General features: G+C 59.6%; 24 protein-coding genes and 1 pseudogene. 4 read left to right on the forward strand and 21 right to left on the reverse strand.

Annotated features, from left to right (window positions below):
* Positions 1-103: 103 nt before the first annotated feature.
* From RBH10_RS00255 to RBH10_RS00275, 5 genes are all read right to left on the reverse strand, one after another.
* Entirely contained in the window at positions 104-1039 is a 936-nt protein-coding gene (locus RBH10_RS00255) for a 2-hydroxyacid dehydrogenase (RefSeq protein WP_281039166.1), read from the reverse strand.
* Between the two features lie 23 nt (positions 1040-1062).
* Positions 1063-1794, reverse strand: a complete 732-nt coding sequence (locus tag RBH10_RS00260) for an amino acid ABC transporter ATP-binding protein (RefSeq protein WP_281039167.1) — start codon at positions 1792-1794, stop codon at positions 1063-1065.
* Positions 1775-2434: an amino acid ABC transporter permease gene (locus RBH10_RS00265; protein ID WP_020009852.1), complete on the reverse strand. Its 660-nt coding sequence runs from the start codon at positions 2432-2434 to the stop codon at positions 1775-1777. The genes RBH10_RS00260 and RBH10_RS00265 overlap by 20 nt, the downstream gene beginning before the upstream one ends.
* Positions 2431-3135 (reverse strand): amino acid ABC transporter permease, encoded by a 705-nt coding sequence (locus RBH10_RS00270; protein ID WP_281039168.1) that lies wholly within the window; start codon positions 3133-3135, stop codon positions 2431-2433. The genes RBH10_RS00265 and RBH10_RS00270 overlap by 4 nt, the downstream gene beginning before the upstream one ends.
* A gap of 66 nt (positions 3136-3201) precedes the next feature.
* Positions 3202-4005 carry a transporter substrate-binding domain-containing protein gene (locus RBH10_RS00275; RefSeq protein WP_281039169.1) on the reverse strand — a complete coding sequence of 268 codons (804 nt, stop codon included), beginning with the start codon at positions 4003-4005 and terminating at the stop codon, positions 3202-3204.
* Between the two features lie 296 nt (positions 4006-4301).
* On the opposite strand from RBH10_RS00275, the gene RBH10_RS00280 reads away from it, so the two are divergent.
* Together RBH10_RS00280 and RBH10_RS00285 are read left to right on the forward strand one after the other, a co-directional pair.
* On the forward strand, positions 4302-4622 hold the full coding sequence (locus RBH10_RS00280; RefSeq protein ID WP_045020923.1) for a hypothetical protein: 321 nt from the start codon (positions 4302-4304) through the stop codon (positions 4620-4622).
* 157 nt (positions 4623-4779) lie between these two features.
* Positions 4780-5802 carry a LacI family DNA-binding transcriptional regulator gene (locus tag RBH10_RS00285; RefSeq protein ID WP_114835867.1) on the forward strand — a complete coding sequence of 341 codons (1023 nt, stop codon included), beginning with the start codon at positions 4780-4782 and terminating at the stop codon, positions 5800-5802.
* Between the two features lie 223 nt (positions 5803-6025).
* On the opposite strand, the gene RBH10_RS00290 is transcribed toward RBH10_RS00285, so the two are convergent.
* From RBH10_RS00290 to RBH10_RS00320, 7 genes are all read right to left on the reverse strand, one after another.
* Positions 6026-7054: a proline racemase family protein gene (locus tag RBH10_RS00290; protein WP_281039170.1), complete on the reverse strand. Its 1029-nt coding sequence runs from the start codon at positions 7052-7054 to the stop codon at positions 6026-6028.
* Positions 7055-7127: 73 nt separating this feature from the next.
* Entirely contained in the window at positions 7128-8837 is a 1710-nt protein-coding gene (locus tag RBH10_RS00295) for an aconitase X (RefSeq protein ID WP_306180351.1), read from the reverse strand.
* A gap of 113 nt (positions 8838-8950) precedes the next feature.
* A complete protein-coding gene (locus RBH10_RS00300) occupies positions 8951-10192 on the reverse strand; it encodes an FAD-binding oxidoreductase (protein WP_281039172.1) in 1242 nt (413 codons plus the stop codon).
* On the reverse strand, positions 10192-10914 hold the full coding sequence (locus tag RBH10_RS00305) for an amino acid ABC transporter ATP-binding protein (RefSeq protein WP_045020931.1): 723 nt from the start codon (positions 10912-10914) through the stop codon (positions 10192-10194). The genes RBH10_RS00300 and RBH10_RS00305 overlap by 1 nt, the downstream gene beginning before the upstream one ends.
* Positions 10907-11560: an amino acid ABC transporter permease gene (locus RBH10_RS00310; protein ID WP_281039173.1), complete on the reverse strand. Its 654-nt coding sequence runs from the start codon at positions 11558-11560 to the stop codon at positions 10907-10909. The genes RBH10_RS00305 and RBH10_RS00310 overlap by 8 nt, the downstream gene beginning before the upstream one ends.
* 12 nt (positions 11561-11572) lie before the next feature.
* Positions 11573-12238, reverse strand: coding sequence for an amino acid ABC transporter permease (locus RBH10_RS00315; RefSeq protein WP_281039174.1), 666 nt, complete (start codon positions 12236-12238; stop codon positions 11573-11575).
* Positions 12239-12308: 70 nt separating this feature from the next.
* Positions 12309-13115 carry a transporter substrate-binding domain-containing protein gene (locus tag RBH10_RS00320; protein ID WP_281039175.1) on the reverse strand — a complete coding sequence of 269 codons (807 nt, stop codon included), beginning with the start codon at positions 13113-13115 and terminating at the stop codon, positions 12309-12311.
* Between the two features lie 324 nt (positions 13116-13439).
* Here RBH10_RS00320 and RBH10_RS00325 point away from each other — a divergent pair, with 324 nt between their 5' ends.
* Positions 13440-14477 (forward strand): Ldh family oxidoreductase, encoded by a 1038-nt coding sequence (locus RBH10_RS00325; RefSeq protein ID WP_281039176.1) that lies wholly within the window; start codon positions 13440-13442, stop codon positions 14475-14477.
* A gap of 115 nt (positions 14478-14592) precedes the next feature.
* Here RBH10_RS00325 and RBH10_RS00330 read toward each other — a convergent pair whose 3' ends face one another.
* From RBH10_RS00330 to ftsZ, 3 genes are all read right to left on the reverse strand, one after another.
* Positions 14593-15558 carry a dihydrodipicolinate synthase family protein gene (locus tag RBH10_RS00330; protein ID WP_281039177.1) on the reverse strand — a complete coding sequence of 322 codons (966 nt, stop codon included), beginning with the start codon at positions 15556-15558 and terminating at the stop codon, positions 14593-14595.
* A 108-nt stretch (positions 15559-15666) separates the two neighbouring features.
* Complete coding sequence (locus tag RBH10_RS00335) at positions 15667-16365, reverse strand: GntR family transcriptional regulator (protein WP_281039178.1); 699 nt, start codon at positions 16363-16365, stop codon at positions 15667-15669.
* Positions 16366-16567: 202 nt separating this feature from the next.
* The gene (ftsZ, locus tag RBH10_RS00340; RefSeq protein WP_045020942.1) at positions 16568-17530 is read right to left on the reverse strand and encodes a cell division protein FtsZ; all 963 of its coding nucleotides are present in this window, start codon (positions 17528-17530) and stop codon (positions 16568-16570) included.
* A 377-nt stretch (positions 17531-17907) separates the two neighbouring features.
* Here ftsZ and RBH10_RS00345 point away from each other — a divergent pair, with 377 nt between their 5' ends.
* Complete coding sequence (locus RBH10_RS00345) at positions 17908-18351, forward strand: response regulator (RefSeq protein ID WP_281039179.1); 444 nt, start codon at positions 17908-17910, stop codon at positions 18349-18351.
* 442 nt (positions 18352-18793) lie between these two features.
* Here RBH10_RS00345 and RBH10_RS00350 read toward each other — a convergent pair whose 3' ends face one another.
* From RBH10_RS00350 to RBH10_RS00375, 6 genes and pseudogenes are all read right to left on the reverse strand, one after another.
* Entirely contained in the window at positions 18794-18940 is a 147-nt protein-coding gene (locus RBH10_RS00350) for a DUF1127 domain-containing protein (protein WP_077983920.1), read from the reverse strand.
* 215 nt (positions 18941-19155) lie between these two features.
* A complete protein-coding gene (locus RBH10_RS00355) occupies positions 19156-19758 on the reverse strand; it encodes a hypothetical protein (protein ID WP_281039180.1) in 603 nt (200 codons plus the stop codon).
* Positions 19759-19971: 213 nt separating this feature from the next.
* The gene (locus RBH10_RS00360; protein ID WP_281039181.1) at positions 19972-21339 is read right to left on the reverse strand and encodes an alpha-glucosidase/alpha-galactosidase; all 1368 of its coding nucleotides are present in this window, start codon (positions 21337-21339) and stop codon (positions 19972-19974) included.
* A gap of 21 nt (positions 21340-21360) precedes the next feature.
* Positions 21361-23027 (reverse strand): annotated as a pseudogene (locus tag RBH10_RS00365) (ABC transporter ATP-binding protein).
* 12 nt (positions 23028-23039) lie between these two features.
* Positions 23040-24176 carry an ABC transporter permease gene (locus tag RBH10_RS00370; RefSeq protein ID WP_281039183.1) on the reverse strand — a complete coding sequence of 379 codons (1137 nt, stop codon included), beginning with the start codon at positions 24174-24176 and terminating at the stop codon, positions 23040-23042.
* 1 nt (position 24177) lies between these two features.
* The gene (locus RBH10_RS00375) at positions 24178-25185 is read right to left on the reverse strand and encodes an ABC transporter permease (RefSeq protein WP_281039184.1); all 1008 of its coding nucleotides are present in this window, start codon (positions 25183-25185) and stop codon (positions 24178-24180) included.
* Between the last annotated feature and the right edge of the window lie 74 nt (positions 25186-25259).

Raw genomic sequence — 25259 nt, forward strand, 5'->3', positions numbered from 1 at the left:
AATACCGCCTTTTCTAGCACAACGCGCAGGCGGCTAATGGACTCAATCAAAACGGCGCGACAGGTGCCGCGCCGTGAGATTGCAAACCTCGATAAATTATACGTCAGACCACCGGTGTGGGCAGCTCTTTATCCGCGAAATGCGCATCGAGATTGGCGAGAACCAGATCGGCCATGGCGCGCCGGGTCTGGTGGGTGCCGCTGCCGACATGCGGGGCGAGCGTGACGTTTTCGAAGGCGAAAAGCGCTTCCGGCACACGCGGCTCGTCCTCAAAAACATCGAGTGCTGCGCCGCCGATCGTGCCGCTCGAAAGCGCCTCTACCAGCGCCTTTTCATCCACCAGCGAGCCGCGCGCCACGTTTACCAGAACACCCTGGGGACCGAGAGCCTTCAGGACATCCGCATTGACGATATGGCGCGTTTCGGCGGTGGCTGCAGCGGCGATGATCAGCACGTCGCAATTGGCGGCCAGCGCCTCGATGCTGCCGTAATAGTCATAGGAAACATCGCGGCGGTTTCTGGCGGTGTAGGAAATCCGCGCATCGAAACCTTCAAGCCTTTTGGCAATCGCCTGGCCAATACGACCAAGGCCGAAAATGCCATAACGGCGACCGGCCACACGGGTGGAAAGCCCCATATCGCCCTTCAGCCATTGGCCGGTGCGCACATGCTGGTCCGCCTGCGGCAGCTTGCGCGCCTGCGCCAGAACCAGGCCGAGCGCCAGATCGGCGACATCCGCCGTCAGCACATCCGGCGTGTTGGAAACGCGGAAACCGCGTCGCTTGGCTTCGGCGAGATCGACCTTGTCGAAACCGACGCCGTTGATGGCGACGATTTCGAGATTGGGCAGTGCCACGCCGATATCAGCCGGCAGGCCGATATGACCACCAGTAACGACGCCACGGATTGCAGCGCCCTTCTCGGCGAGGAACGCGGCTTTATCCGCGGCCTCGAACAGGCGATGCACGGTGAAGCGCTGCCCGAGTTCTTCTTCCAGTGCCGGGATGAGCGGGCACAATTGCAGGATTTCAGTTGTCATGGAGCTTCCTTTGCGGCCTTGCGCTATTTCACATCGGCCTTGACGAATTGCCGGAGTTCCGGCGTTTGCGGATTGGCGAAAAGCTCGGCCGAGCGGCCTTGCTCCCAGATCTTGCCCTTGTGCATGAAGATGGTTTCGGTGGCGACGCGCCGCGCAAATGCCATTTCATGGGTAACAAGGATCATGGTCATGCCGCCCTTGGCGAGGTTTTCCATGACCGTCAGCACTTCTTCCGTCAACTCAGGGTCGAGCGCCGAGGTCACTTCGTCGAACAACATCACCTTCGGCCGCATGGCGAGCGAACGGGCAATCGCCACGCGCTGCTGCTGGCCGCCGGAAAGCTGGTCGGGATAGGAATCGTACTTCTCCGACAGGCCGACGAGCTGCAGAACCTCGCGGGCAATCTCCTTCGTTTCCGATTTCGCCACGTCCTTGACGATGCGCGGGGCGAGCATGATGTTTTCGCCGACCGTCAGATGCGGGAAAAGATTGTAGCTTTGGAAGACGATGCCGACATCGGTGCGCAGCTTGCGCAGCGCCTTGGCATCCTCACCTAGTGCATGGCCGGCGATTTCGATGCGACCGGAATTGATCTTCTCCAGCCCGTTCATGCAGCGCAGCAGCGTGCTCTTGCCCGAGCCGGAGCGGCCGATAAGGGCGAAAACTTCACCACGGCCGACCGTCAGCGATACGCCTTTGAGGACTTCCAGAGCGCCAAAGCTCTTGTGAACGTTTTCAACGATTACTTCCGGCATGAAGCCTCCTTTCCAGCCAACGCGACAGCTGGGACAACGGGTAGCAGACGATGAAATAAAGCACGGCCACCGCGACGAAGACGCGGAACGGCTGGAACGTGGCATTGTTGATGAGCTGCCCCGCTCTCGCCAGTTCGACGAAACCGATGATCGATGCGATGGACGTATTCTTGACGACCTGAACGGCAAAACCGACGGTCGGCGGCAGGGAAATGCGGATCGCCTGCGGCAGGATGACGTAGCGGTACTGCTGGGCACGGGTCAGCGCCAACGATTCCGATGCTTCCCACTGCTGCTTCGGCACCGCCTGGATGCAGCCGCGCCAGATTTCGGCGAGATAGCCCGATGTATAGATCGTCATCGATGCGCCGGCGGCGATCAAGGGCGGCAGTTCCAGTCCGGCAAGGCTGAGGCCGTAATAGGACAGGAATAGGATCATCAGCACCGGAATACCCTGAATGACCTGAATATAGGTGCCGGCTGCGATGCGAAGCGCCTTGAAGTTCGAGGTGCGGGCAAGCGCCACGAAGAAACCGACGAGGCCACCGCCGATGAGCGCAATGATCGTCAGAAGCACGGTCCATTGCAGGGCGGTCAGCAGAAAGCCGAACTCGTTCCAGCCGAAAGTTCGAAGAGTCATGACTGCACCTCCGGCAAAGCGGTCATTGTCTTGCGGGCCACACGGCGGCCGAACAGCCACATGCCGACAAGGGCAAGGATGAGCCGCAGGCTGAGCGCCAGCGCAAGATAGATGAGCGTGACGACGATATAGACCTCGAAGGAGCGATAGGTCTGCGATTCCACGAAGGCGGCAGCAGCGGCAAGCTCATGCGTGGAAATGGCCGAGCATACGCTCGATGCCAGCATCATCAGCACAAACTGACTGCACAGCGAAGGGTAGACCTTGGCGATGGCAGGCACGATGATGACGTGGCGGTAAATCTGGTACCTGGTGAAGCCGAGAGCCTCGCCCGCCTCGATCTGCGACTTGTGCACCGCCTCGATGCCGGCGCGGATGATCTCCGTCGAATAGGCGGCAAGGTTGATGGTCATGCCGATCAGCGCCGCCGTATCGGCTCCGACGCGGAACCCGAGACCCGGTAGACCGAAATAGACGATGAAAAGCTGCACCAGAAACGGCGTGTTGCGGATCACCTCCACATAACCGTCCACCATGACGCGGACGATGCCGCCATTGATGGAGCGCAGTGAGGCTAAAAGAATGCCGAAAGCGCAACCGAGCACGATGGAGAAGACCGACAGCTTGATCGTCAGCCATATGCCGTTCAGAATTTCATTCTGATATTGGGCAAGCGCGCCGAATTGAAATGTATAGGACATGCGTCACTCCGTGGACATTTCCCGGCCCGCCGGAATGTTCCCCGGCGGGCGCGTTGAAAAGCTCAATCAGAAGCTAGGCAATTGCGGCAGCGGACGGCCGGTCCACTTCACCGAGATACGGTCGAGATCGCCCGACATCTTCATGAGATAGATGGAGGTGTTCAGCCACTGGCGCAGCTCGAAATCCTCAATCTTCGTCGCCATGGAATTGCCCTGCTGGAAGAAGGTGAAACCAACCTGCAGACCGGCTTCCGGACGCTGCTTGATAATCGCTTCGCCAACCGTGGACGGCAGTGCCACGGCATCCACCTGACCGGCAAGCAGAGCCTGGGCGCTGGTGGAATCGTCTTCGTAGACGACGATTTCAAGACCTTCGACATTGGCCTTGCGCAGCGCGGTTTCCTGCGAGGAGCCGCGATTGACCGAAACGCGCTTGCCCTTGAGGCTTTCGAGATTTTCGAACTTCTGGTCCTTGCCGGAAATGATGTCCATGTTGAACGCGCTGTAAGGCTGCGTAAACATTACGGTCTTGGCGCGTTCACCGGTCGGCGCAAGCGTCGCAACGAGGAAATCGACCTTGCCGGTCTGGAGCGCCGGAATACGTGCCGGCGGCGTCAGCGGCACCAGTTCGACCGGCAGCGACAGGTAAGAGCCGATAAGGTTGGCGACATCCACGTCATAACCGGAAGGATTGCCCTTCTCGTCCACCATGCCCATCGGCGGTGCGCCGGTGAGAACACCGATCTTGACCTTGCCGCGCGCCGTAATCTCGCTGAGCGAGACGGCATGGGCCGAGGTGGTTGCGGCAAGCGTTGCTGCGGCAACACCGACAGCAACGGTCATGTTTTTCAGAAATGTGGCTATGCTCATGGTTTCTCCTCCAACCTTTTAGTGGCTGCCCGAACGGGAACAGCGGCCTTTGCGCAAACCGAAAAATGTTCTCGATAACATTTTGACCCGATTTACAAAAAACTCCTCCCAAGGTGACGCGAAAGTCCGAAACCGGCAGAATTCCTGATGAAATTCAATGATTTCGGCTGGTTATCGATTTTCCTCTGGTCGACACCGTTTCACGTTCTTGGCAGGATCAATAATGCATGTTATCGGTATCATTGCAAGTCCGATCTACAGAACTGTAGCATCGGGCATTCATTCGGGAGGAAACCATGTATACGCGCTCGGCAATTTTTGAAGGCAAGATCCACCCCGGCCGGGAGGAGGAGTTTTTCCGTATCGTCGAGGAGAAACTTCTGCCGGTCTGGAAACGCATGCCGAACGCGCAGGCTGTGCGGGTGATGCGCACCGAGCGCACGGACCCGGATGCGGCAGCGATCATCATGGTTCAGGAAATCGATTATCCGTCGATTGAGGCTGTGGAAGAAGCGCTGGTTTCGCCGGTCCGGCTGGAGGGCCGTGTACTGACGGATGAGATGATGAGCATGTGCGACGGACGCTTTTACCATCTGGTCTATAGCCGCGTCGCATAAATCCGGTGCACGCCGCACCGATCTGCAATCATGCTGCGTGCTTTCCCCTGATATATTCGTGTATGTCTTGTCCTGAACCGGTTCAAATTTAGGGAGACATGCTTTGGTGGAGCGCACGCCCTTGGCCGCAGCGTTAGTCACGTCAAAAAAAGCAACCATGAGCGACGTCTCGAAACTCGCGGGCGTCTCCAAGATGACCGTCTCGCGGGTACTGGCCGATCCGGCGCTGGTGTCTGAAGACACTCGCCAGAAGGTGATGAAGGCGATCGAGAAGCTCGGCTATGTGCCGGACCGAATCGCCGGTTCGCTTTCATCCCGTCGCACCAATTTCATCACCGCCATCCTGCCGACGCTCACCAACTCCAACTTCGCCGACAGCGCGCAAGGGCTCGCCAACGCACTTCGCGCCGCCGATTATCAATTGCTGATCGGTTATACGATGTATGATCTGCAGGAAGAGGAGCGCGTCATCCGCACCATGATGGAGCGCCGACCCGACGCCATCGTGGTCGCCGGCACGGTGCATACCAAGATGGCGAGCGAAGTGCTGATGCGCGCCGGTATCCCGATCGTGGAAATCTGGGACGTTCCCGAACACCCGATCGACCATGCCGTCGGCTTTTCCAACTACGAAGTGGGAAGAACTGCCGCCAAGCACCTGATATCGCTCGGATTTAAAAGAATAGGCGCACTTGGCTCACGGGCCGATGGCGATGTGAAGGACTGGCGTGGCGAAAGCCGTCTTCTTGGCTTTGGCGCAGCGCTGCGTGAAGCCGGCATTGCCGACGACCTCATCATTCGCGAAGGCAGCGCCCCCGTCTCTTACGATCACGGGGCAAAAACACTCGGCTCGTTGCTGGTGAAGGAACCCGATGTTGAGGCAATCTTCGCCGTCTCCGACATCTCCGCCGTCGGCGCGCTGATGGAATGTCACCGTCGCGGCATTCATGTGCCCGAACAGATTTCCATCCTCGGCTTTGGTGATTTCGATATCGGCAGGCAATGTTATCCGGCGATTTCGACAATTAGGGTCGACGCCCAGATGATCGGCCGCAAGGCGGGTGAATTACTGCTCTCGATATTGGAAGCAGAAAAAGATGCTGTCATTCCCGAGAGTGCGCGGGTGGATGTCGGGTTCGAGCTGATCGTGCGGGAGACGACGAAGCGGGCGGGTGGCTGAGGCAGCCGCCACTTGAACGCCCATCGTGCGAAAAATTGAAGTCTCAACGACCATAAACGAGAGGGTGCGTCTTTCGCCTTCTCCCCGGGGGGAGAAGAAACAATGTAAACACCATCGCCCCCCAATCTCGACGTCATCCTCGGGCTTGACCCGAGGATCCACAATTCTTGCGACCGATGGATCCTCGCCTCAAAGGCGAGGATAACAAGGGAGGGGTTTTCTCTTACCGCGCACCCCACGTATCCGTCAGTCGATACCCCTCCGGCCATGGATCGGAAGGATCAAGCATGTGCTGGTGAATGCCGGTGATCCAGCCGCGGCCGGAAATTTCCGGCAGGATGGCCGGACGGTCACCGACCGTCGTTGTTCCAAGAATACGCCCGGTGAAGGTGGAGCCGATCAGCGACACGGCTGTCAGCGTTTCACCCTCTTTCATCTCACCGCGTGCATGTAGCACAGCCATGCGGGCCGAAAGCGCGGTACCGGTTGGCGAGCGATCCACCTTGCCCGGCTGGATGGCGACGGCAGCACCGGCGCGCAGACCTTCAGCGGTGCGCTCGACCTTGCCCGCAAACAGGCAGAAGGAAAAATGCCGCCAGTCCGGATTTTCGGGATGTTCGAAACCCAAGGCCTTGTTGGCAGCATTGGTGATACGCACGCCGAGGCGGGCAATCTCATGCGCCTCCTCCGGCTTCAGGCTGAACCCCATCGCCTCGGCATCGACGATGACGAAACTGTCGCCGCCATAGGCGGTGTCCACCTTCAATGTGCCAAGGCCTTCGACCTCGAGTTCGACATCGAGTTTCGCGGCAAAGCTCGGCAGGTTCTGCACGAAAATGCGCTCGGCCTTGCCGTTGCGGCATTCGGCACGCACCTTCACCAACCCGCCCGGCGCTTCCAGCAGCATATGGGTTTCTGGCTCCTGCATCGGCACGATGCCGCCATCCAGAAGCACGGTGGAGACGCAGATGGAGTTGGAGCCGGACATGGGCGGAGTGTCTTCCGGTTCCATGATGATGAAGGCGGCATCCGCGTCAGGATGTTTCGGCGGCACCAGCAGGTTGACGTGGCGAAACACACCACCACGCGGCTCATTCAGCACGAAGTTGCGCAGGGTCTCATCGCGGGCGATGAAACGGCTCTGCTCCCAGATCGTCTCGCCCGGCGGCGGCCTGACGCCACCAACGATCACATCCCCCACCTCGCCTTCCGCATGGGCGGAGATGACGTGAACGGTCTTGATACTGCGCATTAAAAACTCCTCCAGAGAATTTCCAGGAAACGTGCGTCGAAAACGAGGGATAGAGAGCGCGTGAGGACGCGCTCTAACAGAGCCAGGACGGAAGACGGGAAATGGCGCGGCCGGTCAGCGCGCTTTCAACGCAATCGGCAAGGCTGCCGAAGCGCACCGCGCGGCCGCTAAGGCCGGGGCCATAATGGGCGTACTTGCCGGAATTGGTCATCAAGGCGCGGGTCTTCGTCGGGAAAACCGGCTCGGAAATCGAACACCAGCAGAGATCAGGCAGCACCTGCACGCCGCAATCATGCAGGCTTTGCAGCGTGCCATCCTGCTCGGCCGCATCGATGACCTGCTGTCCGGCGGTAACGATGACGGCGACATCCGCATGACGCCTGCGACCGGCGAAGGTATCCGCAAGCGCGCGGCACTCCTCCAGCGAGGCATGCGGGCTGCCGATGGCGACGAGTTGCACATCCTCCGGCCCCTCATTCAGAAGCGACCAGCCGGCGGACATATCGGCAAGCGAGATGGTGACGGCATCAGCCGTCACAATCGGGGCCAGCCCGGCCTCCGGTGTCACGCCCTCAATATGCAGCATGGGAGCCGCCGAAGTGGTACCGAAGGCCGCACAGAGCGCCTTCAGATCATCCCGCGAGGGCTTTGCAGATCCAAGACCGCGCAGAAGCGGAATGCAATCCGGCGCTGCCTTGCCGGCGAGATAACCGACGAGCGGCCAGAAGGCATCGTTGATGCCCTCAGGCAAAGCCACATCGACAATGCGTTGCGGCCGACGGTTTTCTTCCAGATAGACGCCGGAAAGCGGCGCCCTGCCCGTGAGCGCGATGCAGAGATCGAGGAAATCCGGATGTTTGGCTGTACGGGCGCCGAGAACCGTATTGGCGAAGATCACCGCGTTCGATCCGGCCCATGCGATCATGTCGCCGGCCTGCGGTGCGCTGTCGAGCAGGTAAGGCGAACAGGTGAAGGTGGGGCGACAGCCCATGCGCACATAGGCCTCCGCCAGCCGCGCGGCCGGATCGCCGAAATCCTCGGGCACACCCTGCGCGCGCCAATGCGCCTTGTCCACCGAGATAGCATTCATCGTCGTCGGTACGCGTACCTTCGCGCCCATCTCCGCCATCTTTTCCGCAAATGTTAGATTGGCGGGGCTGGCATAGATGCAGCCGTCAATATGGCCCTGCGTGACATTGACAAGCGCTGAAGCCCCCTGCTGGGCGGCCATGGCGACGATGATGCGCATCGCCTGCTGCACAGCGATACCATCGCGGCCTTCGAGCATTGCCCGATCATTATCCTTGAGATCGAGATGGGCCGTCGCGGGCGGCGCTATTGCAAGGAAAGCGCCATCGGCCTCGATGGTCTTCTCATCGATACGGACACGGGCGGCTTCAGAAAACCGGGCGAAATTCTCCGCGTCGAGGCGCAGTACCGGCAAAGGTTTGCCGAACATTTCGGCGGCAATCAGCGCGCCGAGCGTCAGCACGTCTTCCGCCTCGCAGAAGACCAGTGCCGAGGGCGCACGGCCAGTCAGGATAAGATCGAGCAACACGCCCGAACCGGTGCAGGAGCCGCGGCTCGACGGCATGAACAGCACACCGCCGGTGAGACAGACGCCGTGCAGCGGGTGGTGCACATCGATCACCTTCCCGGTGGCGGGATCGACCCCACCCCAGAAGCTCAGTGCCTCGGTGGTGGCGATCACCGCGCCTTCGGCCACACCCGGCAGGATGCTGCGCGCCTGACGAACGGTTTTTGTCGAAACGGAAGAAGACATTCAAAATCTCCCTAAAGCATTTCCAGTAAAAGTGCGTAGCGGTTTTACGCCCGGAAAATGCGTAAAAAAAAGAGCTAGAGAATTTTTGCGTTTCGGAGAAAAGCCAAAATTCTCTAGAAACGTTGCGGCGAAAATGCCCTGGTATCGATGGCAGGTGTCTGCCCCGTCAGTAGATCGGCGACGATGCGGGCTGTGCCCGCCGATTGCGTCAACCCCAGATGGCCGTGGCCGAAAGCGTAGACCACCCGCGCCGTGTGCCGCGCCTGGCCGATGGCCGGCAGGCTGTCCGGCAGTGACGGGCGGAAACCCATCCATTGTTTTCCGCCTTCGGTTTTCAGGCCCGGCAGGAAACTCGCTGCCTTTTTCAGAAGCGCTTCGGAACGGGCGAAATTGGCTGGAAGCTCCAGCCCGCCCAGTTCCACCGCGCCGCCGACACGGATGCCGGTGGAAAGCCGCGTAACAACGAAACCGTGGCCGCCGAAGGTCACCTGCGTGCGCAGATCGAAGGCGCCTGAAGGCAGGGTGGTATTATACCCCCGTTCCGTTTCCAGAGGAATTTTTTCCCCGAGCGAACGGGCGATGCGATGCGAAAAAGCGCCCGCCGCCAGTACCACCCTGCCGGCCTTGCGGGTGCGCCCATCATGGCTCACCACTTCGACACCGTCTTCGAGCGGCCGGAGCGAGGCGATATCGAGACGTTCGATACGGCCACCGATGCTGCGAAAATGCTCGGCAAGGGCCAGCGTGTAGAGCTTCGGATCGGCGATGGAATGCCAGCCGGGTGTAAACGTACCACAGGTGAAACGCGGCGCGATGCCGGGCTGTATCTCGGCCATCTGTTCGGCATTGAGGTGTCGGAACTCGATGCCGTGTCGCTCGCGCACCTTCCAGCCGGCAAGCGAACCTTCGAACTCGGCGTCACTTTCATAGACCTGGAGATTGCCCTCCTTGCGCAGCATGGCAATCGTGTCGGTTTTCCTGAGGAATGGCTGAAGCTCGGATTTCGACAGGTCCATCAGCGCCGTCTGCGCGGCGGTGGAATGCTCCACCCTGGAAGCGGCGCAGGCCCGCCAGAAACGGAACATCCATGGCGCGATCTTCAGCGCATAGGCCGGCGGCACGCTGAGCGGTCCGAATGGATCGAGCAGCCACTTCGGCGCTTTCCAGAGAATGCCGGGCGATGCGAGCGGCAGGATATCGGTGAAGGCAAAGGCACCGGCGTTGCCTGCGGACGCCCCTGCCGCCGGACCTTCGCGATCGATGACCGTGACCGAAAGACCGCGCGTCTGCGCAGCGATTGCCGCCGAGAGGCCGACAACGCCGGCCCCTATGACGATGACATCGTTTGCAGGCATCACCGCACGCTCGACAGGAATTTCTGCGTCTCGGCATGCTGCGGCGCACCGAAAAGCTGATCCGGCGTGCCGATTTCCGCCATCACACCCTGATGGAAAAACGCGACACGGTTCGACACATCACGGGCGAAGGCCATTTCATGGGTGACGCAGATCATCGTCATGCCCTCGTCAGCCAGCATCTTCAGCGTATCGAGCACTTCGCCCACCAGCATCGGATCGAGCGCGGAGGTGACTTCGTCGAACAGCATATATTCCGGCGACATGGCAAGGGCGCGGGCAATCGCCATACGCTGCTGCTGGCCGCCCGACATGCGGTTTGGATAGACCTTCAGCTTTTCGGCAAGACCCACGTGGGTCAGTTGCTTGACCGCAATTTCCTCGGCCTGCTCTTTCGAAATGCCAAGCACCTTGCGTGGCGCGAGCATGACGTTTTCCAGCACCGTTAGATGCGGAAAGGCGTTCCATTGCTGGAAGACGATGCCGACCTTGCGGCGCAGCTTGTTGAGGTCGGTCGATTTGGCATGCACCTCGGTGCCATCGATGACGATCTTGCCGCTGTCGATCGGCTCAAGGCCGTTAATGCAGGTGAGCAGCGTCGACTTACCGGAGCCGGAGCCGCCGATGATGGTGACGACCTCGCCGTTGTTGACGGTCAGGTTGATCCCTTTCAGAACCTCCAGCGGGCCGAAGGATTTGCGGACGTTTTCGATCTCAATCATTGGGGGACCACCGTCTTTCGAGATACCCGCCGAAACGGGCGATGGGGAAGCTGATAAGGAAGTAGATGGCGCCGCAGATCATGAGGATGGTCAGCGGTTCCTGCAGGCGGGTGACGAGGATCTGCGAGGCGCGCAGCAGCTCGATGAGGCCGAGCCACAGCACCAGCGCCGAATCCTTCATGACGCCAAGCGTGAGGCCGATCCACGAGGGCAACGACACACGGGTTGCCAGCGGCAGCACGATGTAGCGCATGTCCTGCGACCAGGTCATGCCGAGCGACCGGCAGGCACGGCGTGTGTTCGACGGAACGGCGCCGATGCCACCACGCACGATCTCGGTGCAATAGGCCGCCGTATAAAGCGACAGCACCACGCAGGAGGTGGTAAATGGCGGCCAGCCCAACTTGGCGATGGACTGGAAGGCATTACCAAGCACCAGCTGGATGAGCAGCGGCACGGAGCGGAAGATATCCAGCACGAAGGTCAAAGGCAGGGACCAGTAGGCCCCGAACTGGAAACGGATGACGCCGAAGATGATCCCCATGATGGTGCCAGCCGTAACGGCGACGGCGGTGACGGCAAGCGTCATCCCCGCACCCTTGGCAAGGAAGGCGAGATCACTCCAGGTGAGAGCGGTTTCAAACATGGCGCACCTCTCTCAGTAACGGAACAGACGCGAAGCCAGCAATCTGGCCGCGAGCGTGACGATTTTGGCGATCACGTAATAGATGACCGCAGCGAGCGCGAAGAATTCGAAGGTGCGGAACGAACGGGCGTTCAAAGCCTGCGTGACACCGGCGAGATCCGTATTCATGCCGACCGTAACACCGAGCGACGTCATGAGGATCGCCCAGACCATCTGGTTGGTAGCAGGCAGAAAGGCGACGCGCAGCATCTGTGGCATGATGATGAGACGGAAAGTCTGCATCGAGGTCATGCCGAGCGAGCGGCCGGAGCGGGTCTGTGTGTCCGGTATCGCTTTCAGCGCGCCGCGAAAATTTTCCGCCAGATAACCGGCATTGTTGAAGGCGATGCCAACCAGAAGTGCCGTAAAGGGGCTGAGGTGAATGCCGAAATTGCCAAGGCCGAAATGGGCCATGTAAATCTGGAACAGCGCCGGCGTGTTGCGGGCGATTTCCACCCAGACGGAGGCAATGGCGCTAAAGATCCTGTTACCGGAAAGCCGGAACAGCGTGAGCACGATGGCGAAGAAAAGACCGATCACCATCGACAGGATGGCAATCTGCAGCGTCACCACCGCACCGTCCAGAAGCTGCGGCAAAGCCTTCAGCGCCTGATTCCAGTGAAATGTATAGTTGAACATAGGTGTCCCGCCTTTCAGAAACGATCAACGGCGCGATCATTTCGACCGCGCCGTTTACGAAAAGTCCTGATCAGCGATAAACGCCGTTGACGGTGAGCGACGGAAGCGCGCCGCCAACCCATTTTTCATAGAGTTCGGCGTAACGGCCGGTGCGAACCTGCTGGTTGATGAAGAGGTTCAGGTAGTTGATGAAGCCGTATTCATCGCGGTTGGTGAAGAGCGCGACATAGTCGATGTCATAGGGCGCCTTGCCGACAACCGAGATGCCGGCGAACTTGCCGGTCTTGACGTTGGCCTGCGCAACGGTCGAGGTCGACACGGTGGCGTCGATCTGGCCCTGGCTGAGCGCGAGGAACACATCTGCCTGCGTCTGGTAAGGACGGAATTCGCCGACGCCCCACTCCTTGACCGACTTTTCGAGCGCGATCGCTTCGAACGTACCGGCGGTCGCACCGACGGTCTTGCCCTTCATGTCCTCGAAGGACTTGACGCCGGACTTGTCGTTGGCAGTGACGGCCATTTCGAAGGCGAAATAAGGCACGGTCATGCCGACCGTCTTGGCGCGCTCAAGCGTATCGGAGGTGGAGGCGACACCGACATCGACGCGGCCGGACATCAGGGCCGGAATACGCTCGGGGAAAGGTGTCTCAACGATTTCAGCCGTGACGCCGAGCGCCTTGGCGAGATCGTTGCAATAGTCGACATCGAAGCCAACAGGGTTGTTGGCGGCATCACGCGCACCCATGGGCGGGAAGTCGAGCACTACGGCGCAACGCAGCGTGCCAGACGAAATGATGTCGTCAAGCTTGTCGGCCTTGGCCGGAGTAATAGCGAAAGTGGTGGCCAGCAGGCCGGCGACGATGACCGATTTTTTCATTGTTGATTTGCTCCCAGAATTGCTCTGCCGTTGAAGGCGAGGTCACTATTTCCCCATGGAAGCGATAAATCAACATAAAAATACAATGAGTATACAAAAAGAATTTTTGCATGAGCGAACAACGTTACCGCAGCACACAGGCACTTCGGACCACAAGAACGGGTGAAAATGACGCGATGGGTGGGCACATCTGCCCTACCCTCAATTCAGCGCCTGTGACAGGAATGGGCACCGGGCGCACAATGCCGAAAAGACGAGTTGCAATAGAACAGCCATTGTATACTTTATGTATTCAAAATATGCGAGCCCTATCGGAGGAATATAATGAGCGACGCCACCACCTTGACCATCGACGGGCTTTTTCAGCGGGTCGAAGCGATTTTCCGCAAGGCGGGGCTGAATGCCGTGCAGTCGGGAGCGCTCGCGCGGGTTATCGTTGCCGGTGAGCGGGATGCCTGCAAATCGCATGGCATCTACCGTATCGAAGGCGCCCTGCGCACCGTCAAGGCGGGCAAGGTGAAGCCCGATGCGACACCGGAAGTGGCCGAAGACGACGGCACGGCAATCGTGAAAGTCAATGCCAATGGCGGTTTTGCCAATCCCGCCTTCGAGCTTGGCCTGCCGGTTCTGGTGGAGCGGGCGAAACGCTCAGGCATCGCCGCACTCGTCATCAATGATTGCACGCACTTCTCGGCGCTCTGGCCGGAAGTCGAAGGACTGACCGCAAACGGTCTTGCCGGGCTCGTCATGTGCCCGAGCTATTCCACCGTCGCCCCGACCGGCGGCAGCAAGCCGCTGCTCGGCACCAACCCCTTCGCCTTCGGCTGGCCGCGCAAGAACACTTCCCCCTATGTCTTTGATTTCGCGACATCTGTTGCCGCTCGCGGCGAGATAGAACTGCACCGACGCGCAGGCAAATCCCTGCCTGAAGGCTGGGCCGTGGATGCCGACGGCAACCCGACGACCGACCCGGAGGCTGCGCTGGCCGGCGCCATGCTTCCGTTTGGCGGCCACAAGGGATCGGCGATCGGCACCATGATTGAGCTTCTCGCCGGTATCATGATCGGCGACCTTACCAGCCCCGAAGTGCTTGACTATCTCGGCACCACGACGCTTGCGCCCTTCCATGGCGAGTTGATCGTCGCATTCTCCCCGGAAGCCTTCGCCAAGGGCCGGCCGGGTGACCCGTTCCAGCGGGCTGAAATCCTGTTCGACGCCATCATCGGCCAGGGCGCCCGCCTGCCCTCCGGCCGCCGCTTTGCCGCCCGCGCCAAATCCGAGAGCGAAGGCATCACTCTCACAGCCGCTGAAATAGCCGGTCTCGACCGGCTACTGGAAAACGGGCTGGACGCGGTCTCCTGACAGCATCCCTGCTTCGTCATGCCGGACTTGATCCGGCATGACGAAGGATAGCAATCGAACCTCATAAAACGAAAAAAGGCCCGCAAATGCGGGCCTTTTTCACTTCAGCTATTAATCAGGCAGCCTTGCAGACCTGAACCGCACCCGGCAGCTTGCTCCAATCGGCGTACCAGCTGTTGAACAGCTTGAACTGCGCCTCGACATAACCGCTCTGGCTGTCGCTCAGAACATCGGTCTCGTTGAAGTGCAGCGTGTATTCCTTGTCGCCCTTCAGCACCATCATATGCTTGAAGTAAAGGACCAGATCCGGGCCTTCATCGAACGAGGAGAGCACGGCAAGCGCCTGTTCCAGTTCCAGCGCGCGGACGCGGGCATCCGCATCGCCCTTGGCAGCGGCCTGCGACAGCTTGCAGAGATGAATGACTTCCTTCGGCAGAACATTGCCGATGCCGGTGATGGCACCGGTTGCGCCGCAATTAACGAAACCGTGGACAACGGCGGTATCGACGCCGATCATCAGGGTCACTTCGTCATCACGGCTGGTGATGTTTTCAGCGGCGTAACGCATATCGGCCGGACCGCCGAATTCCTTGAAGCCGACGAGGTTCTTGTGTTCGGCGCGCAGCGCGAAGAAGAGATCGGCGCGGGTGGCGAAACCGTAATAGGGGCTGTTGTAGATGACGGCAGGAGTTTCAGGAGCGGCGGCAAGGATGGCCTTGAAATGCGCCTTCTGGGCAGCGATGACCGAACCGCGCGACAGGACGCGGGGGATGACCATCAGGCCCTTTGCACCAACCTTCTGGGCATGGGCGGCATGCGCAACGGCGGATGCCGTGTTTACGGCACCGGTGCCGACGATGACCGGAATGCCGGCCTTCACCAGACGCTCCACGCCTTCCATGCGCTGCTCGTCGCTCAGAAGCGGCCAGTCGCCCATGGAGCCGCAATAAACGACAGCCGACATGCCATCGGCGATCAGTTCCTTGCCCTTGCGAACAAGCGCATCGAAATCGGGAGTGCGGTCATCCTTGCAGGGGGTCATCAAGGCGGGGATCACGCCGGAAAAAATGCTGGCCGTCATTCTTAGCTCCTAAGGGACATGTTTTCGGGAATGGACGCACGTCCGCGCCACCCTTTCGATAAGGACATTACAATCTTGTATTTTATTTGTCGACAAGAAATCGACAAGCTACAGATTTATTTCCAGACGCTCGTTCCGCACCAGCAGTTTCTGCACCTGCCGCACGATCTGTTCGGCGTGCTCGCGGGCCAGTTTTTCGGAAAGAGCGGTATCGCGCGCGGCGATCGCCGCGATCATCTCATCATGATCATCGACAAAACGCTTTGGCAGACGGTCGTCATAGGACTGGTAATAGAGCCTGAGGATGCGACGCCCCTCATCCAGCAGGCGCTTGAACAGGGTGGTGAAATAAGGGTTGCGACCGGCCTCGGCGATAGAGAGGTGAAGCGCGGCATTGGTGGAGATCATCGCCAGCGCATCCTGCGCTTCCACGGCAGCGGCAAATTCCGCCTGATGGGCACGGATTTCCACGAGATCCTCCGGGCGGTGATATTGCGCGGCAAGCTGGGTCGTGACCCGGTACATCAGCACCAGCGCATCGAAATAGGTGTGCATGTTGAGAAAATCGATATTCGACACCATGGTCGAACGGTTCGGCAGCGTATCGATCAGCCCCTCGCCGGAAAGCCGCACCAAAGCCTCGCGAATGGGCGTGCGCGACATCTTGAACCGTTCGGCAAGCTGCACCTCATCAATGGGACTGCCCGGCGGCAGGACCAGATCGAGAATCTCGTCGCGCAGCAGATCATAGACCATCTTCACGCCGGAGCCGCGCTTGCGCTCGGCAGAAGCAATTATATCCGTCATCACCAAATCCCTCTTGTCGACATAAAGAGTACTATTATATTTTTTCCCGATCAACGCCGCGTTGCAGCACTTGCCTTTCGAATGGCGGAATAATTGTTCAAAAACAACAAAAAGCCGTCGCGAAAATTACCCGCGACGGCTTTATTCATTCAGTTTGTGGCGCAGGCGCTTTTTTACAAAGCGCCGTCCCGAGGAGTGGACCTCAGTTGCGCAGGCCGGTGGCCACGACGGAGATCTTGAAGGCGCCGTCGAGCGTCGGATCGAAGGAGGCGCCCATCACCACGTCGGTCTCTTCGCTCACGGCCTCGCGCACCAGCGTCATCGCTTCGTCAATCTCGTACAATGTCAGATCGTTGCCGCCGGAGATCGCCACCAGCGCGCCGCGGGCTTCCTTCAGCGAAGGTTCGCCGAGCAGCGGATTGGCAATTGCCGCCGCTGCCGCTTCCGAAGCGCGTTTTGGACCCTTAGCCTGCGCCGTGCCCATCAGCGCACGTCCGCCATTCTTCATGACGTAACGCACATCGGCGAAATCGAGATTGACCAGACCTTCGCGCAGGATGAGATCGGTGATGCAGCGCACGCCGAGCGACAGGACCTTGTCGGCCGTTTTCAACGCGTTCTCGAAGGTGGTGCCCGCGTCCGCAATGCGCAGAAGGTTCTGGTTGGGAATGACGATAACGGTATCGGCGGTGTTGAGCAGGTTGGCGAAACCGTATTCGGCAGCGCGCATGCGGCGCGCGCCTTCAAAGCTGAACGGCAACGTGACGACGCCGACGGTCAGGATGTTCTTTGCACGGCAGGCTTCCGCGATGACGGGTGCTGCACCGGTGCCGGTGCCGCCGCCCATGCCGGCGGTGATGAAGCACATGTCGTAACCGTTCAGGTGATCCATGATCTCATCGAGCGAGTCGATCGCCGCCTGCCGGCCGACTTCCGGGTCCGCCCCCGCACCCAGTCCACCGGTCAGCTCGGAGCTGAGCTGCACGAGCCTCGGGGCGTTGGTCTTCTTCAGCGCCTGTGCATCGGTATTGGCCGCGATGAAATCGACGCCACTGATGCCCTCGGCGATCATGTTGTTGATCGCGTTTCCGCCACCGCCGCCAACGCCGATGACAGCGATATTGGGCGTGTTGCGGGCGATGGGAGCGCGCGGAGACTGGGTCATCGTTTTATTCTCTTTCTAAACTCATAGGGTCTCGCGCCGTTTTTGACCGCGGCACAGGAATGATCGGCGACGTTCCGGCACTTCCTTCCTGGCGCGTGAAGGAGGCTGTAACGCTTTGAATTTGCATGCAAGCCGTTCAGCCAAATGCGACAAAAGGCCTGTGCTCCAGGGGCGAAAGATGCGCTGCGGCGACTGTCTCCGACCCCTTCCCCGGATGAAAACCAAACCGAATCAACTGCTTCGCTATCCAGAGGTGATAGCCGAAAAGCCGGACCGTTTACACTGCATTCACCATGTTTATCTCACTTTGGAACGAGTTGCGCCCACAAGTGTTTGCTTGCCGACAGCGCTAATGCGCATGGAATGGAGGCAGGCATATGTCCGCAAACGTCTTGCAAAACGAACAGGGTTTCCGCACGGAGCAGCCGCGCGTGTTGATCGTGGAAGACGAATTCCTCATCGCCATGGATATCGAGGATTCCATTCTGCAGGCGGATGAGGAAGCTGACGTCATCGGCATCGCCAACCGGCTGGACGAGGCTGTGGCGCTCGGCAGCCGTGCCGATATCGCCTTCGTCGACGTCAACCTTGCCGACGGCCAGACCGGCCCCGAGATCGGGCGGCGGCTTTCGCAGGATCATGGCGTCGTGGTGATCTTCATGACGGCAAACCCGGAAGCCGTGCTCAATCTCGGCATCGGCGCCGGCGTCATCGCCAAGCCCGTGCCGCAGGATGCCGTGGAACAATGCCTCGCCTACGCGCTCGCCAGACGTTCGGGCACACACGCCATCATCCCCATCGGCATGATGGCCTTCGACTGAGAAACTTTCCTGAATGACAAAAGTGCAGGGCCTGAAAACAGGACCGGGCGCAGAAAACAAAAAAGCCTGCCGCGGGAGGAGGTGCGGCAGGCTTTTTGAAAGAATGAACAGCGATATGGGAGGAGGAAAACCGCTGTCCCCGGGGCAATCCTTGGGAGGAGGAGTAGGATCGCCCGCATTACCGAAAGGACGTGGGAGGAGGTACATCCGTTTCGGTGATTTGAAGATACCATTTTCCTGCGCATTTCACAGGCACAAGCTTGCAGCCCAGACATGCGCTAAACGCATGGCGAATTTCCCGACCCGAAACATCGATACGAGAAGTGCACTGGCGGCATGCCGGAGTGCTCCAACGGGAGACGCTGGGCATCAACGGTTCGCCAAAAACAAAAACGCCCGCGAAGCGGGCGTTTGGGCATTCAAAAGTGGCAATATCGTCTGATTATTTGCCGACAGCGGCGCGGGCGACGCTGGTGATCTGGCTGCGGTCGATACCGAGATCATGCAGTTCGCGAGTGCTCATGCGGCCCAGTTCGTTGATGGTCTGACGATATTTGCGCCAATTGTTGAAGCTGCGTGCGACGTTCATGACATAACCCTTTCAAGGTGTTGGCGACGTCAGTAACGTTTTCGTTCCGGCGTCCTTTTGATGTCCTCTATATGCGCCTTGTCGTGACCAATGAACAGGCAGAATAAGGCAAGTCACCCATGCGCTGGATGCACGGGTGGCCATCTGAGGTTCGCAAGAAAACGGAAGCATGGCGTAAAATCAGTCAGATCGGGGCCTTCACTCGCCCCGTGTCCCTAGAACTTGTAGCGGACGCCGAACACATTGGCATTCGTCGCGCCCTTCATGTTGCCCAGCGTCTTGCCACCGCCGGAGCGATGGTGAAGCCGCCAGAAGAATTCCGTCGAGGAATCTTCGCTGAAGGAAACGTTGATTTCCGGGCCGAGATAGAACAGGACATTGGCATTGCCGTCGTCCTTGATTTCCTCTTGCCGCTCGCGCCCCGGCTGCGCATCCGTCACGAGGCTGAGACCCGCCGTGAAACTTGGCGAAACAAACAGCCGCTCGCCGAGCCTGATCTTGTCATAACGCATGACCGGCCCCGCCCAGGCTTCGCCGGTGAAGCCTTTGCCGAACCTGACGGCCACCCCGATTTCGCCGCCCAGCTTCACGTTGCCGATGCGATAGGGATAAAACTGATAACCGCCACCCAGAATGGCGTTCCTCTCATAGTCCACCGGAATGAGTGCTGCGCTTTTCAGCATGTCTTCCGTGGTAAGAGCGCCGCCGAAACCGAATATCGCCTCGCTCGTCTCCGAAGTAATATCCTCCGACGAAAGGGACGGCGTCGCGACCAGGGCGATCATGGCTGCCAACGACAGACGCGGTGCGATATTCATTTTTGCTACTCCTGAACATGGCTTAAACCCGCCCTCATAGGGCTATTCATGTAGGGCGAACATACCCTTACCGAACACAATTAATTTAACACATCCGGAAATGGACAAAAAAAACGGGCCTCCCTTACGGATATTGGGGATATAGGCGGCGCCAAAAAGGCCGTGGATGGAACCCACGGCCTTTTGTCTGTCGGCAGTCTTGCTGAACGCGAGTTACACCGCCCGCGCCCGCTTCACCTGCGTCCATTCAGGCAGCCAGTCGCGATGCGCAACAAGGAGATCGTCCACCATCGACCAGATCTGGTCGAGATCGAGTTCGGCTGCCGTATGCGGGTCCATCATCGCGGCGTGGAAGATGTGTTCGCGGTTTTCGGTCATCAGCGCCCGCACCGTCAGTTCCTGCACATTGATGTTGGTGCGCATCAGTGCCGTCAGCTGCGGCGGCAATTCGCCGATGAAGGTCGGCTGCACGCCGTTATGGTCGACAAGGCAGGGCACTTCCGCCGCGCAATCTGATGGCAGCGAGGTGATGCAGCCGTTGTTGCGCTGGTTGCCGTAGATCACAGAGGGTTCGCCGGTCCAGACCGAGTTGATGATCGAGGAGGCATACTCCTTTGACTGTTTGACCTCGATCTTCTCAGCCGAACGATAGGCCGCCGCCTGCCCCTTCCAGCGCTCGATCTGTTCGATACAGCGCTTGGGATATTCATCGAGCGGGATGCCGAATTTCTCGATCAGGTCCTCGCGGCCTTCCTTGATGAAATAGGGCGTGTATTCGGCGAAATGCTCGGAGCTTTCGGTGACGAAGTAACCGAGCCGCGTCAGCATCTCGTAACGCACCTTGTTGGGGCAACGCGGGTTCCAGCCGGGTTTTGGCGCACGGCCTTCGCGGTAGCCGCGCACAAGATCGGGATAGAGGTTCTTGTAACTGCCGTCCGGCTGGCGATGCTCGAACTCCAGGAAAAACGCCATATGGTTGATGCCGGCCGAACGATAACGGATTTCCTCATAGGGAATATCGAGATCGTGCGCGAGTTCCATGGCCGTGCCCTGCACCGAATGGCACAGCCCGACCTGACGGATCGTCGGGTATTTTTCGGCAATCGCCCAGGTGTTGATCGCCATCGGGTTGACATATTGAAGCATGATCGCGTTGGGGCAGACGGCGAGTATGTCTTCGCAAATCTTCCACAGATGCGGCACGGTGCGCAGGCCCCGCATGATGCCGCCGACACCAAGCGTATCGGCAATTGTCTGGCGCAGGCCATATTTGCGCGGCACCTCGAAATCGGTGACCGTGCACGGCTCGTATCCGCCGATCTGGAAGGCGACGACGACGAAATCGGCACCGGCAAGCGCCTTTTTCTGGTCGGTATAGGTCTCGGCTTTCGCCTTTGCACCCAACGTCGAAATCAGCTTGTTGACGACGATGGCGCTTTCTTCCAGCCTTTCCCGGTTGATGTCCATCAGCGCGATGGTGGCGCCGGAAAGAGCCGGGCGTTGCAGCACGTCGCCGATGATGTTCTTCATGAACACCGTGGAGCCTGCGCCGATAAATGTGATCTTGGGATCTCGTGTCATATTTGCCTCCGGCATCTTGAACTATGCGATTTCAAAGGCGGCCCGGACGAGCCGCTGGGTGTATTCGGTTTTCGGACGGGTCAGCACCTCTTCGACAGGGCCCTCCTCAACGATCCTGCCATGCTGCATGACGATGACGCGGTGGCAGAGGGCGCGGACGACCTTCAGGTCGTGCGAGATGAACAGGTAGCTTAAGCCCCGCTCGTCCTGCAGCTTTCGGAGCAGGTCGATGATTTGCGCCTGAACGGAAAGGTCGAGCGCCGAGGTCGGCTCGTCGAGCAGGATGAATTCCGGCTCCAGCGCAACTGCCCGCGCAATGGCGATACGCTGGCGCTGCCCGCCGGAAAATTCGTGCGGGAACCGCGAAAGGATGTTGCCGGGCATGCCCGCCGCCTCCAGCGCGTCACGCACCCGCTCCAGCCTTTCGGCCTTGGTCCTGCCCAGCCCATTGATAACAAGCCCTTCCTCGATGATCTGGCCGATCGTCATGCGGGGATTGAGCGAAGCGAAGGGGTCCTGAAAGACGACCTGCATGCGTGAGCGCAAGGGTCGCATTTCAGCGCGCGAGCGGCCATTGACCCTCTCGCCATCGAACATGATGTCACCGGCCGCCGGCTCGTTCAGCCGCAGCAGGGATTGCCCGAACGTCGTTTTGCCGGAGCCGGATTCGCCAACAATCCCCAAGGTCTCATGGCGATTGAGGGTAAGGCCCAGACCGTCGACGGCAATCAGTTCCTTCAGTTCCGGCTTGAACAACCCACCGTAGCGCATCATGAACGACACGCGCACGCCACTTGCTGTCAGAAGCACGCCGGAATTTTCCGGCAGGGGCTTGGCCGTGCCATGCGGCTCAGAGGCGAGCAGTTTTTTGGTATAGGGGTGGTTCGGCGTCGCAAACAGCCGCTCGGTGGTGTTGTGCTCACGCATCTCGCCGTGCTGCATGACGTAAACGTAATCGGAAAACTGCTTCACGATCGTCAGGTCGTGGGTGATGAGCACCACGGCCATGCCGCGCTTCTTCTGCAGGTCGCGAATAAGGTTGAGGATCTGCGCCTGCACCGTCACATCAAGTGCTGTGGTGGGTTCGTCGGCAATCAGCACATCCGGATTGTTGGAGAGCGCCATGGCGATCATGACACGTTGCCGCTGGCCGCCGGAAAGCTGATGCGGATATTGCTTGAGACGTGCCTCCGGCTCGGGGATCTGCACCTGCCGCAGCAGATCGAGCGCCCTTGCCTCGGCCTGCTTGCGGTTCAGTTTCGAGTGGACACGGATCGCCTCGACGATCTGGCTGCCGATCGTATAGATCGGGTTGAGCGAACTCATCGGCTCCTGAAAGATCATCGAGATGCGGTTGCCGCGCAGCGCACGCCGCTGACGGGTCGAGAACTTCAGGATGTCGTCGCCGTTGAAGCGCACGGTTGAGGATTTCGAGACCGAAGCCCGCTTCGTCAGTAGCCCCATGACCGTTCGGGCCGTGACCGATTTCCCCGAACCGGATTCGCCGACGATGGCAATCGTCTCCCCCGGTAAAGCTGGAAGGAAATGTCCTTCACCGCCTCCACCGTGCCGTGCTCCACCTTGAAGGTCACGGCGATGTTGCGCGCATCGATGATGGCTTCGTCGTTTCGATCATCGGCATCGAAGCGGATGGCAGGCGCGTAGGCGTTCTTCTGTGCAGCAACCATGTTACGCTCCTCTCAATAGGGATCGACAGCATCGCGCAGACCGTCGCCCAGCGCGTTGAAGGCGAAAACGGTGACCAGCACGAAACCGACCGGGGCAAGGATCCACGGATAGGAACCGATGACGGAATAGGTGGCGGTGTCCTGCAGCATCAGCCCCCAGGAGATCAGCGGCGGCTTCACGGCGAATCCGAGAAAACCGAGGAAGGATTCCAAGAGCACAACGCTTGGGATGTGCAGCGTTACAGCGACGATCACATGGCTCATCACATTCGGCAGGATGTGCTGGAAGATGATGCGCCGATCGGTGGCGCCGACTGCGATTGCCGCACGCACATAATCGATACGCGCCAGCGCCAGTGTTTTTCCCCGCACCTCGCGTGACATCTGCGCCCAGCCGAGCGCCGACATGACCCCGACAACGAAGACAAGGAACACCATGGTCGGCGCTGTAACCGGGATGAGCGACGTCAGTGCGAGATAGAGCGGCAATTGCGGGAAGGCCAGAACCACTTCCACGAAACGCTGCACCCAGGCATCCAGCGGGCCGCCGAAATATCCTGATATCAGCCCGACGCTGGTGCCGATGACGGTAACGATGGTCACGACGCTGAGCGCGATGGCGAGCGAAATGCGCGAGCCGTAGATGGCGCGCGACAGCACGTCACGTCCGAACTTGTCGGTTCCGAGAAAATGCACCGGCTGCCCGTCGGTGGTGCCGAAGAAATGCCGGTTTGCCGGAATGAGACCGAAAAGCCGGTATTCCGCACCCTTCACGAAAAAGCCGAGATAAAGCGGATTATCGTAATCCGGCCCGACGATGGGCTGGAAGGTTACCGGATCGAGTGCGTCCGTTTCAGCATTGGTATAAACCCGGGGGAACGGGCTGATATTGCCGTCCTTGTCGGAGAAATGCACCACCTGCGGCGGCGAGAAACTGTCATGGGTTTCAAGCGGGTTCATCGGCGCGAAAAAATCGGCGAAGACGGAGATGGTGATCAAAAGCACCACCAGCACCAGCCCGGTCATGCCGGTGAACGAACGTCTCAGACGTCGCCATACCAGTGCCAGATAGGTCTCGTTGCCTTGAACGCCACGGTCGGGCTTCGGTGCAACGGCGGTTTCATTCTTGAGTTCTTCAACTGCCGCCATCTCAAGCCCTCCCGAATTCGCGCACGCGCGGGTCGAGCATCGCCAGCAGCATGTCGGCGATAATGTTGCCGATGACGAGCGTGGCGGCCAGCACCATCATGAAGGTTGCGGTGACATAGACGTCGCCCACCGCCATGGAGCCGACGATGGCGGGACCGACGGTCGGAAGCGCAAAGATGATCGCGGTCTCGATCTCGCCGCTCAGCATGTAGGGCAGCACGACGCCCTGATACATGACGAGCGGGTGCACGGCGTTCGGCACCGCATGGCGCAGGATGACGGCGCCTTCCGAAAGCCCCTTGGCGCGCGCCGTTTCCACATATTGGGCGTTCAGCGTGTCGAGCAGATTGCCGCGCATCACCCGCATATTATAGGCAAGCCCACCGAAGACGGCGATGGCGACCACCGGCCAGACATGGCTGACGAGATCGACGAACTTCCCCCATGACCACGGCGCACCGCCATATTGCGGCGAGAAGAAGCTGCCGATTTCCGACACGTCGAAATGAAACACCATCAGGTAGACGAGGATCAGCGCCATCAGAAAGCGCGGAATGGTCATGCCGAGGAAGGCGACGGTTGAGAGAAGATTGTCGATCCACGAATATTGCCGGGTCGCGGCCCAGATGCCGAAACCAATACCGAGAAGCGATGAGAGGATGTGACAGACAAGGGCAAGCGCAATGGTGCGCGGCAGGCGTTCACCCACCACATCAGCGACCGGCTTGTTGTAATAGAAGCTGTAACCGAAATCGCCGCGTGTGATGATGCCGCCGATCCAGTTGAAATATTGAACGACGACCGGCTTATCGAGACCGTGTTCGATGCGGTAGGCCTGCGCCTGCGCTTCCGCCTGTTCGAAGGACGCGCCGCCCTGGTTCATCAGTTGCGAGCGGATGTAGTCGGCATAGTCACCGGGTGGCGCCTGAATGATGGCGAATGTCACCACACTCAGGATAAGCAGCACCGGAATGGCGGAGCCTATGCGTATCGTCAGGAATCTCAGCATCGAACGGGTTTCCTCCGCTTGGCTAGTCCGTGTGTCTCCGGCCGCGCTTCACGCGCGACCGGTACCGGGTGTTC

It is taken from the genome of Rhizobium sp. AN73, assembly GCF_030757975.1.
Taxonomy (GTDB): domain Bacteria; phylum Pseudomonadota; class Alphaproteobacteria; order Rhizobiales; family Rhizobiaceae; genus Agrobacterium; species Agrobacterium arsenijevicii.

Bases quoted from the DNA above. Each gene is read 5' to 3' on its own strand.
- RBH10_RS00255 (WP_281039166.1), bottom strand. From the start codon at position 1,039: ATGACAACTGAAATCCTGCAATTGTGCCCGCTCATCCCGGCACTGGAA.
- RBH10_RS00260 (WP_281039167.1), bottom strand. From the start codon at position 1,794: ATGCCGGAAGTAATCGTTGAAAACGTTCACAAGAGCTTTGGCGCTCTG.
- RBH10_RS00265 (WP_020009852.1), bottom strand. From the start codon at position 2,434: ATGACTCTTCGAACTTTCGGCTGGAACGAGTTCGGCTTTCTGCTGACC.
- RBH10_RS00270 (WP_281039168.1), bottom strand. From the start codon at position 3,135: ATGTCCTATACATTTCAATTCGGCGCGCTTGCCCAATATCAGAATGAA.
- RBH10_RS00275 (WP_281039169.1), bottom strand. From the start codon at position 4,005: ATGAGCATAGCCACATTTCTGAAAAACATGACCGTTGCTGTCGGTGTT.
- RBH10_RS00280 (WP_045020923.1), top strand. From the start codon at position 4,302: ATGTATACGCGCTCGGCAATTTTTGAAGGCAAGATCCACCCCGGCCGG.
- RBH10_RS00285 (WP_114835867.1), top strand. From the start codon at position 4,780: ATGAGCGACGTCTCGAAACTCGCGGGCGTCTCCAAGATGACCGTCTCG.
- RBH10_RS00290 (WP_281039170.1), bottom strand. From the start codon at position 7,054: ATGCGCAGTATCAAGACCGTTCACGTCATCTCCGCCCATGCGGAAGGC.
- RBH10_RS00295 (WP_306180351.1), bottom strand. From the start codon at position 8,837: ATGTCTTCTTCCGTTTCGACAAAAACCGTTCGTCAGGCGCGCAGCATC.
- RBH10_RS00300 (WP_281039172.1), bottom strand. From the start codon at position 10,192: ATGCCTGCAAACGATGTCATCGTCATAGGGGCCGGCGTTGTCGGCCTC.
- RBH10_RS00305 (WP_045020931.1), bottom strand. From the start codon at position 10,914: ATGATTGAGATCGAAAACGTCCGCAAATCCTTCGGCCCGCTGGAGGTT.
- RBH10_RS00310 (WP_281039173.1), bottom strand. From the start codon at position 11,560: ATGTTTGAAACCGCTCTCACCTGGAGTGATCTCGCCTTCCTTGCCAAG.
- RBH10_RS00315 (WP_281039174.1), bottom strand. From the start codon at position 12,238: ATGTTCAACTATACATTTCACTGGAATCAGGCGCTGAAGGCTTTGCCG.
- RBH10_RS00320 (WP_281039175.1), bottom strand. From the start codon at position 13,115: ATGAAAAAATCGGTCATCGTCGCCGGCCTGCTGGCCACCACTTTCGCT.
- RBH10_RS00325 (WP_281039176.1), top strand. From the start codon at position 13,440: ATGAGCGACGCCACCACCTTGACCATCGACGGGCTTTTTCAGCGGGTC.
- RBH10_RS00330 (WP_281039177.1), bottom strand. From the start codon at position 15,558: ATGACGGCCAGCATTTTTTCCGGCGTGATCCCCGCCTTGATGACCCCC.
- RBH10_RS00335 (WP_281039178.1), bottom strand. From the start codon at position 16,365: ATGACGGATATAATTGCTTCTGCCGAGCGCAAGCGCGGCTCCGGCGTG.
- ftsZ (WP_045020942.1), bottom strand. From the start codon at position 17,530: ATGACCCAGTCTCCGCGCGCTCCCATCGCCCGCAACACGCCCAATATC.
- RBH10_RS00345 (WP_281039179.1), top strand. From the start codon at position 17,908: ATGTCCGCAAACGTCTTGCAAAACGAACAGGGTTTCCGCACGGAGCAG.
- RBH10_RS00350 (WP_077983920.1), bottom strand. From the start codon at position 18,940: ATGAACGTCGCACGCAGCTTCAACAATTGGCGCAAATATCGTCAGACC.
- RBH10_RS00355 (WP_281039180.1), bottom strand. From the start codon at position 19,758: ATGAATATCGCACCGCGTCTGTCGTTGGCAGCCATGATCGCCCTGGTC.
- RBH10_RS00360 (WP_281039181.1), bottom strand. From the start codon at position 21,339: ATGACACGAGATCCCAAGATCACATTTATCGGCGCAGGCTCCACGGTG.
- RBH10_RS00370 (WP_281039183.1), bottom strand. From the start codon at position 24,176: ATGGCGGCAGTTGAAGAACTCAAGAATGAAACCGCCGTTGCACCGAAG.
- RBH10_RS00375 (WP_281039184.1), bottom strand. From the start codon at position 25,185: ATGCTGAGATTCCTGACGATACGCATAGGCTCCGCCATTCCGGTGCTG.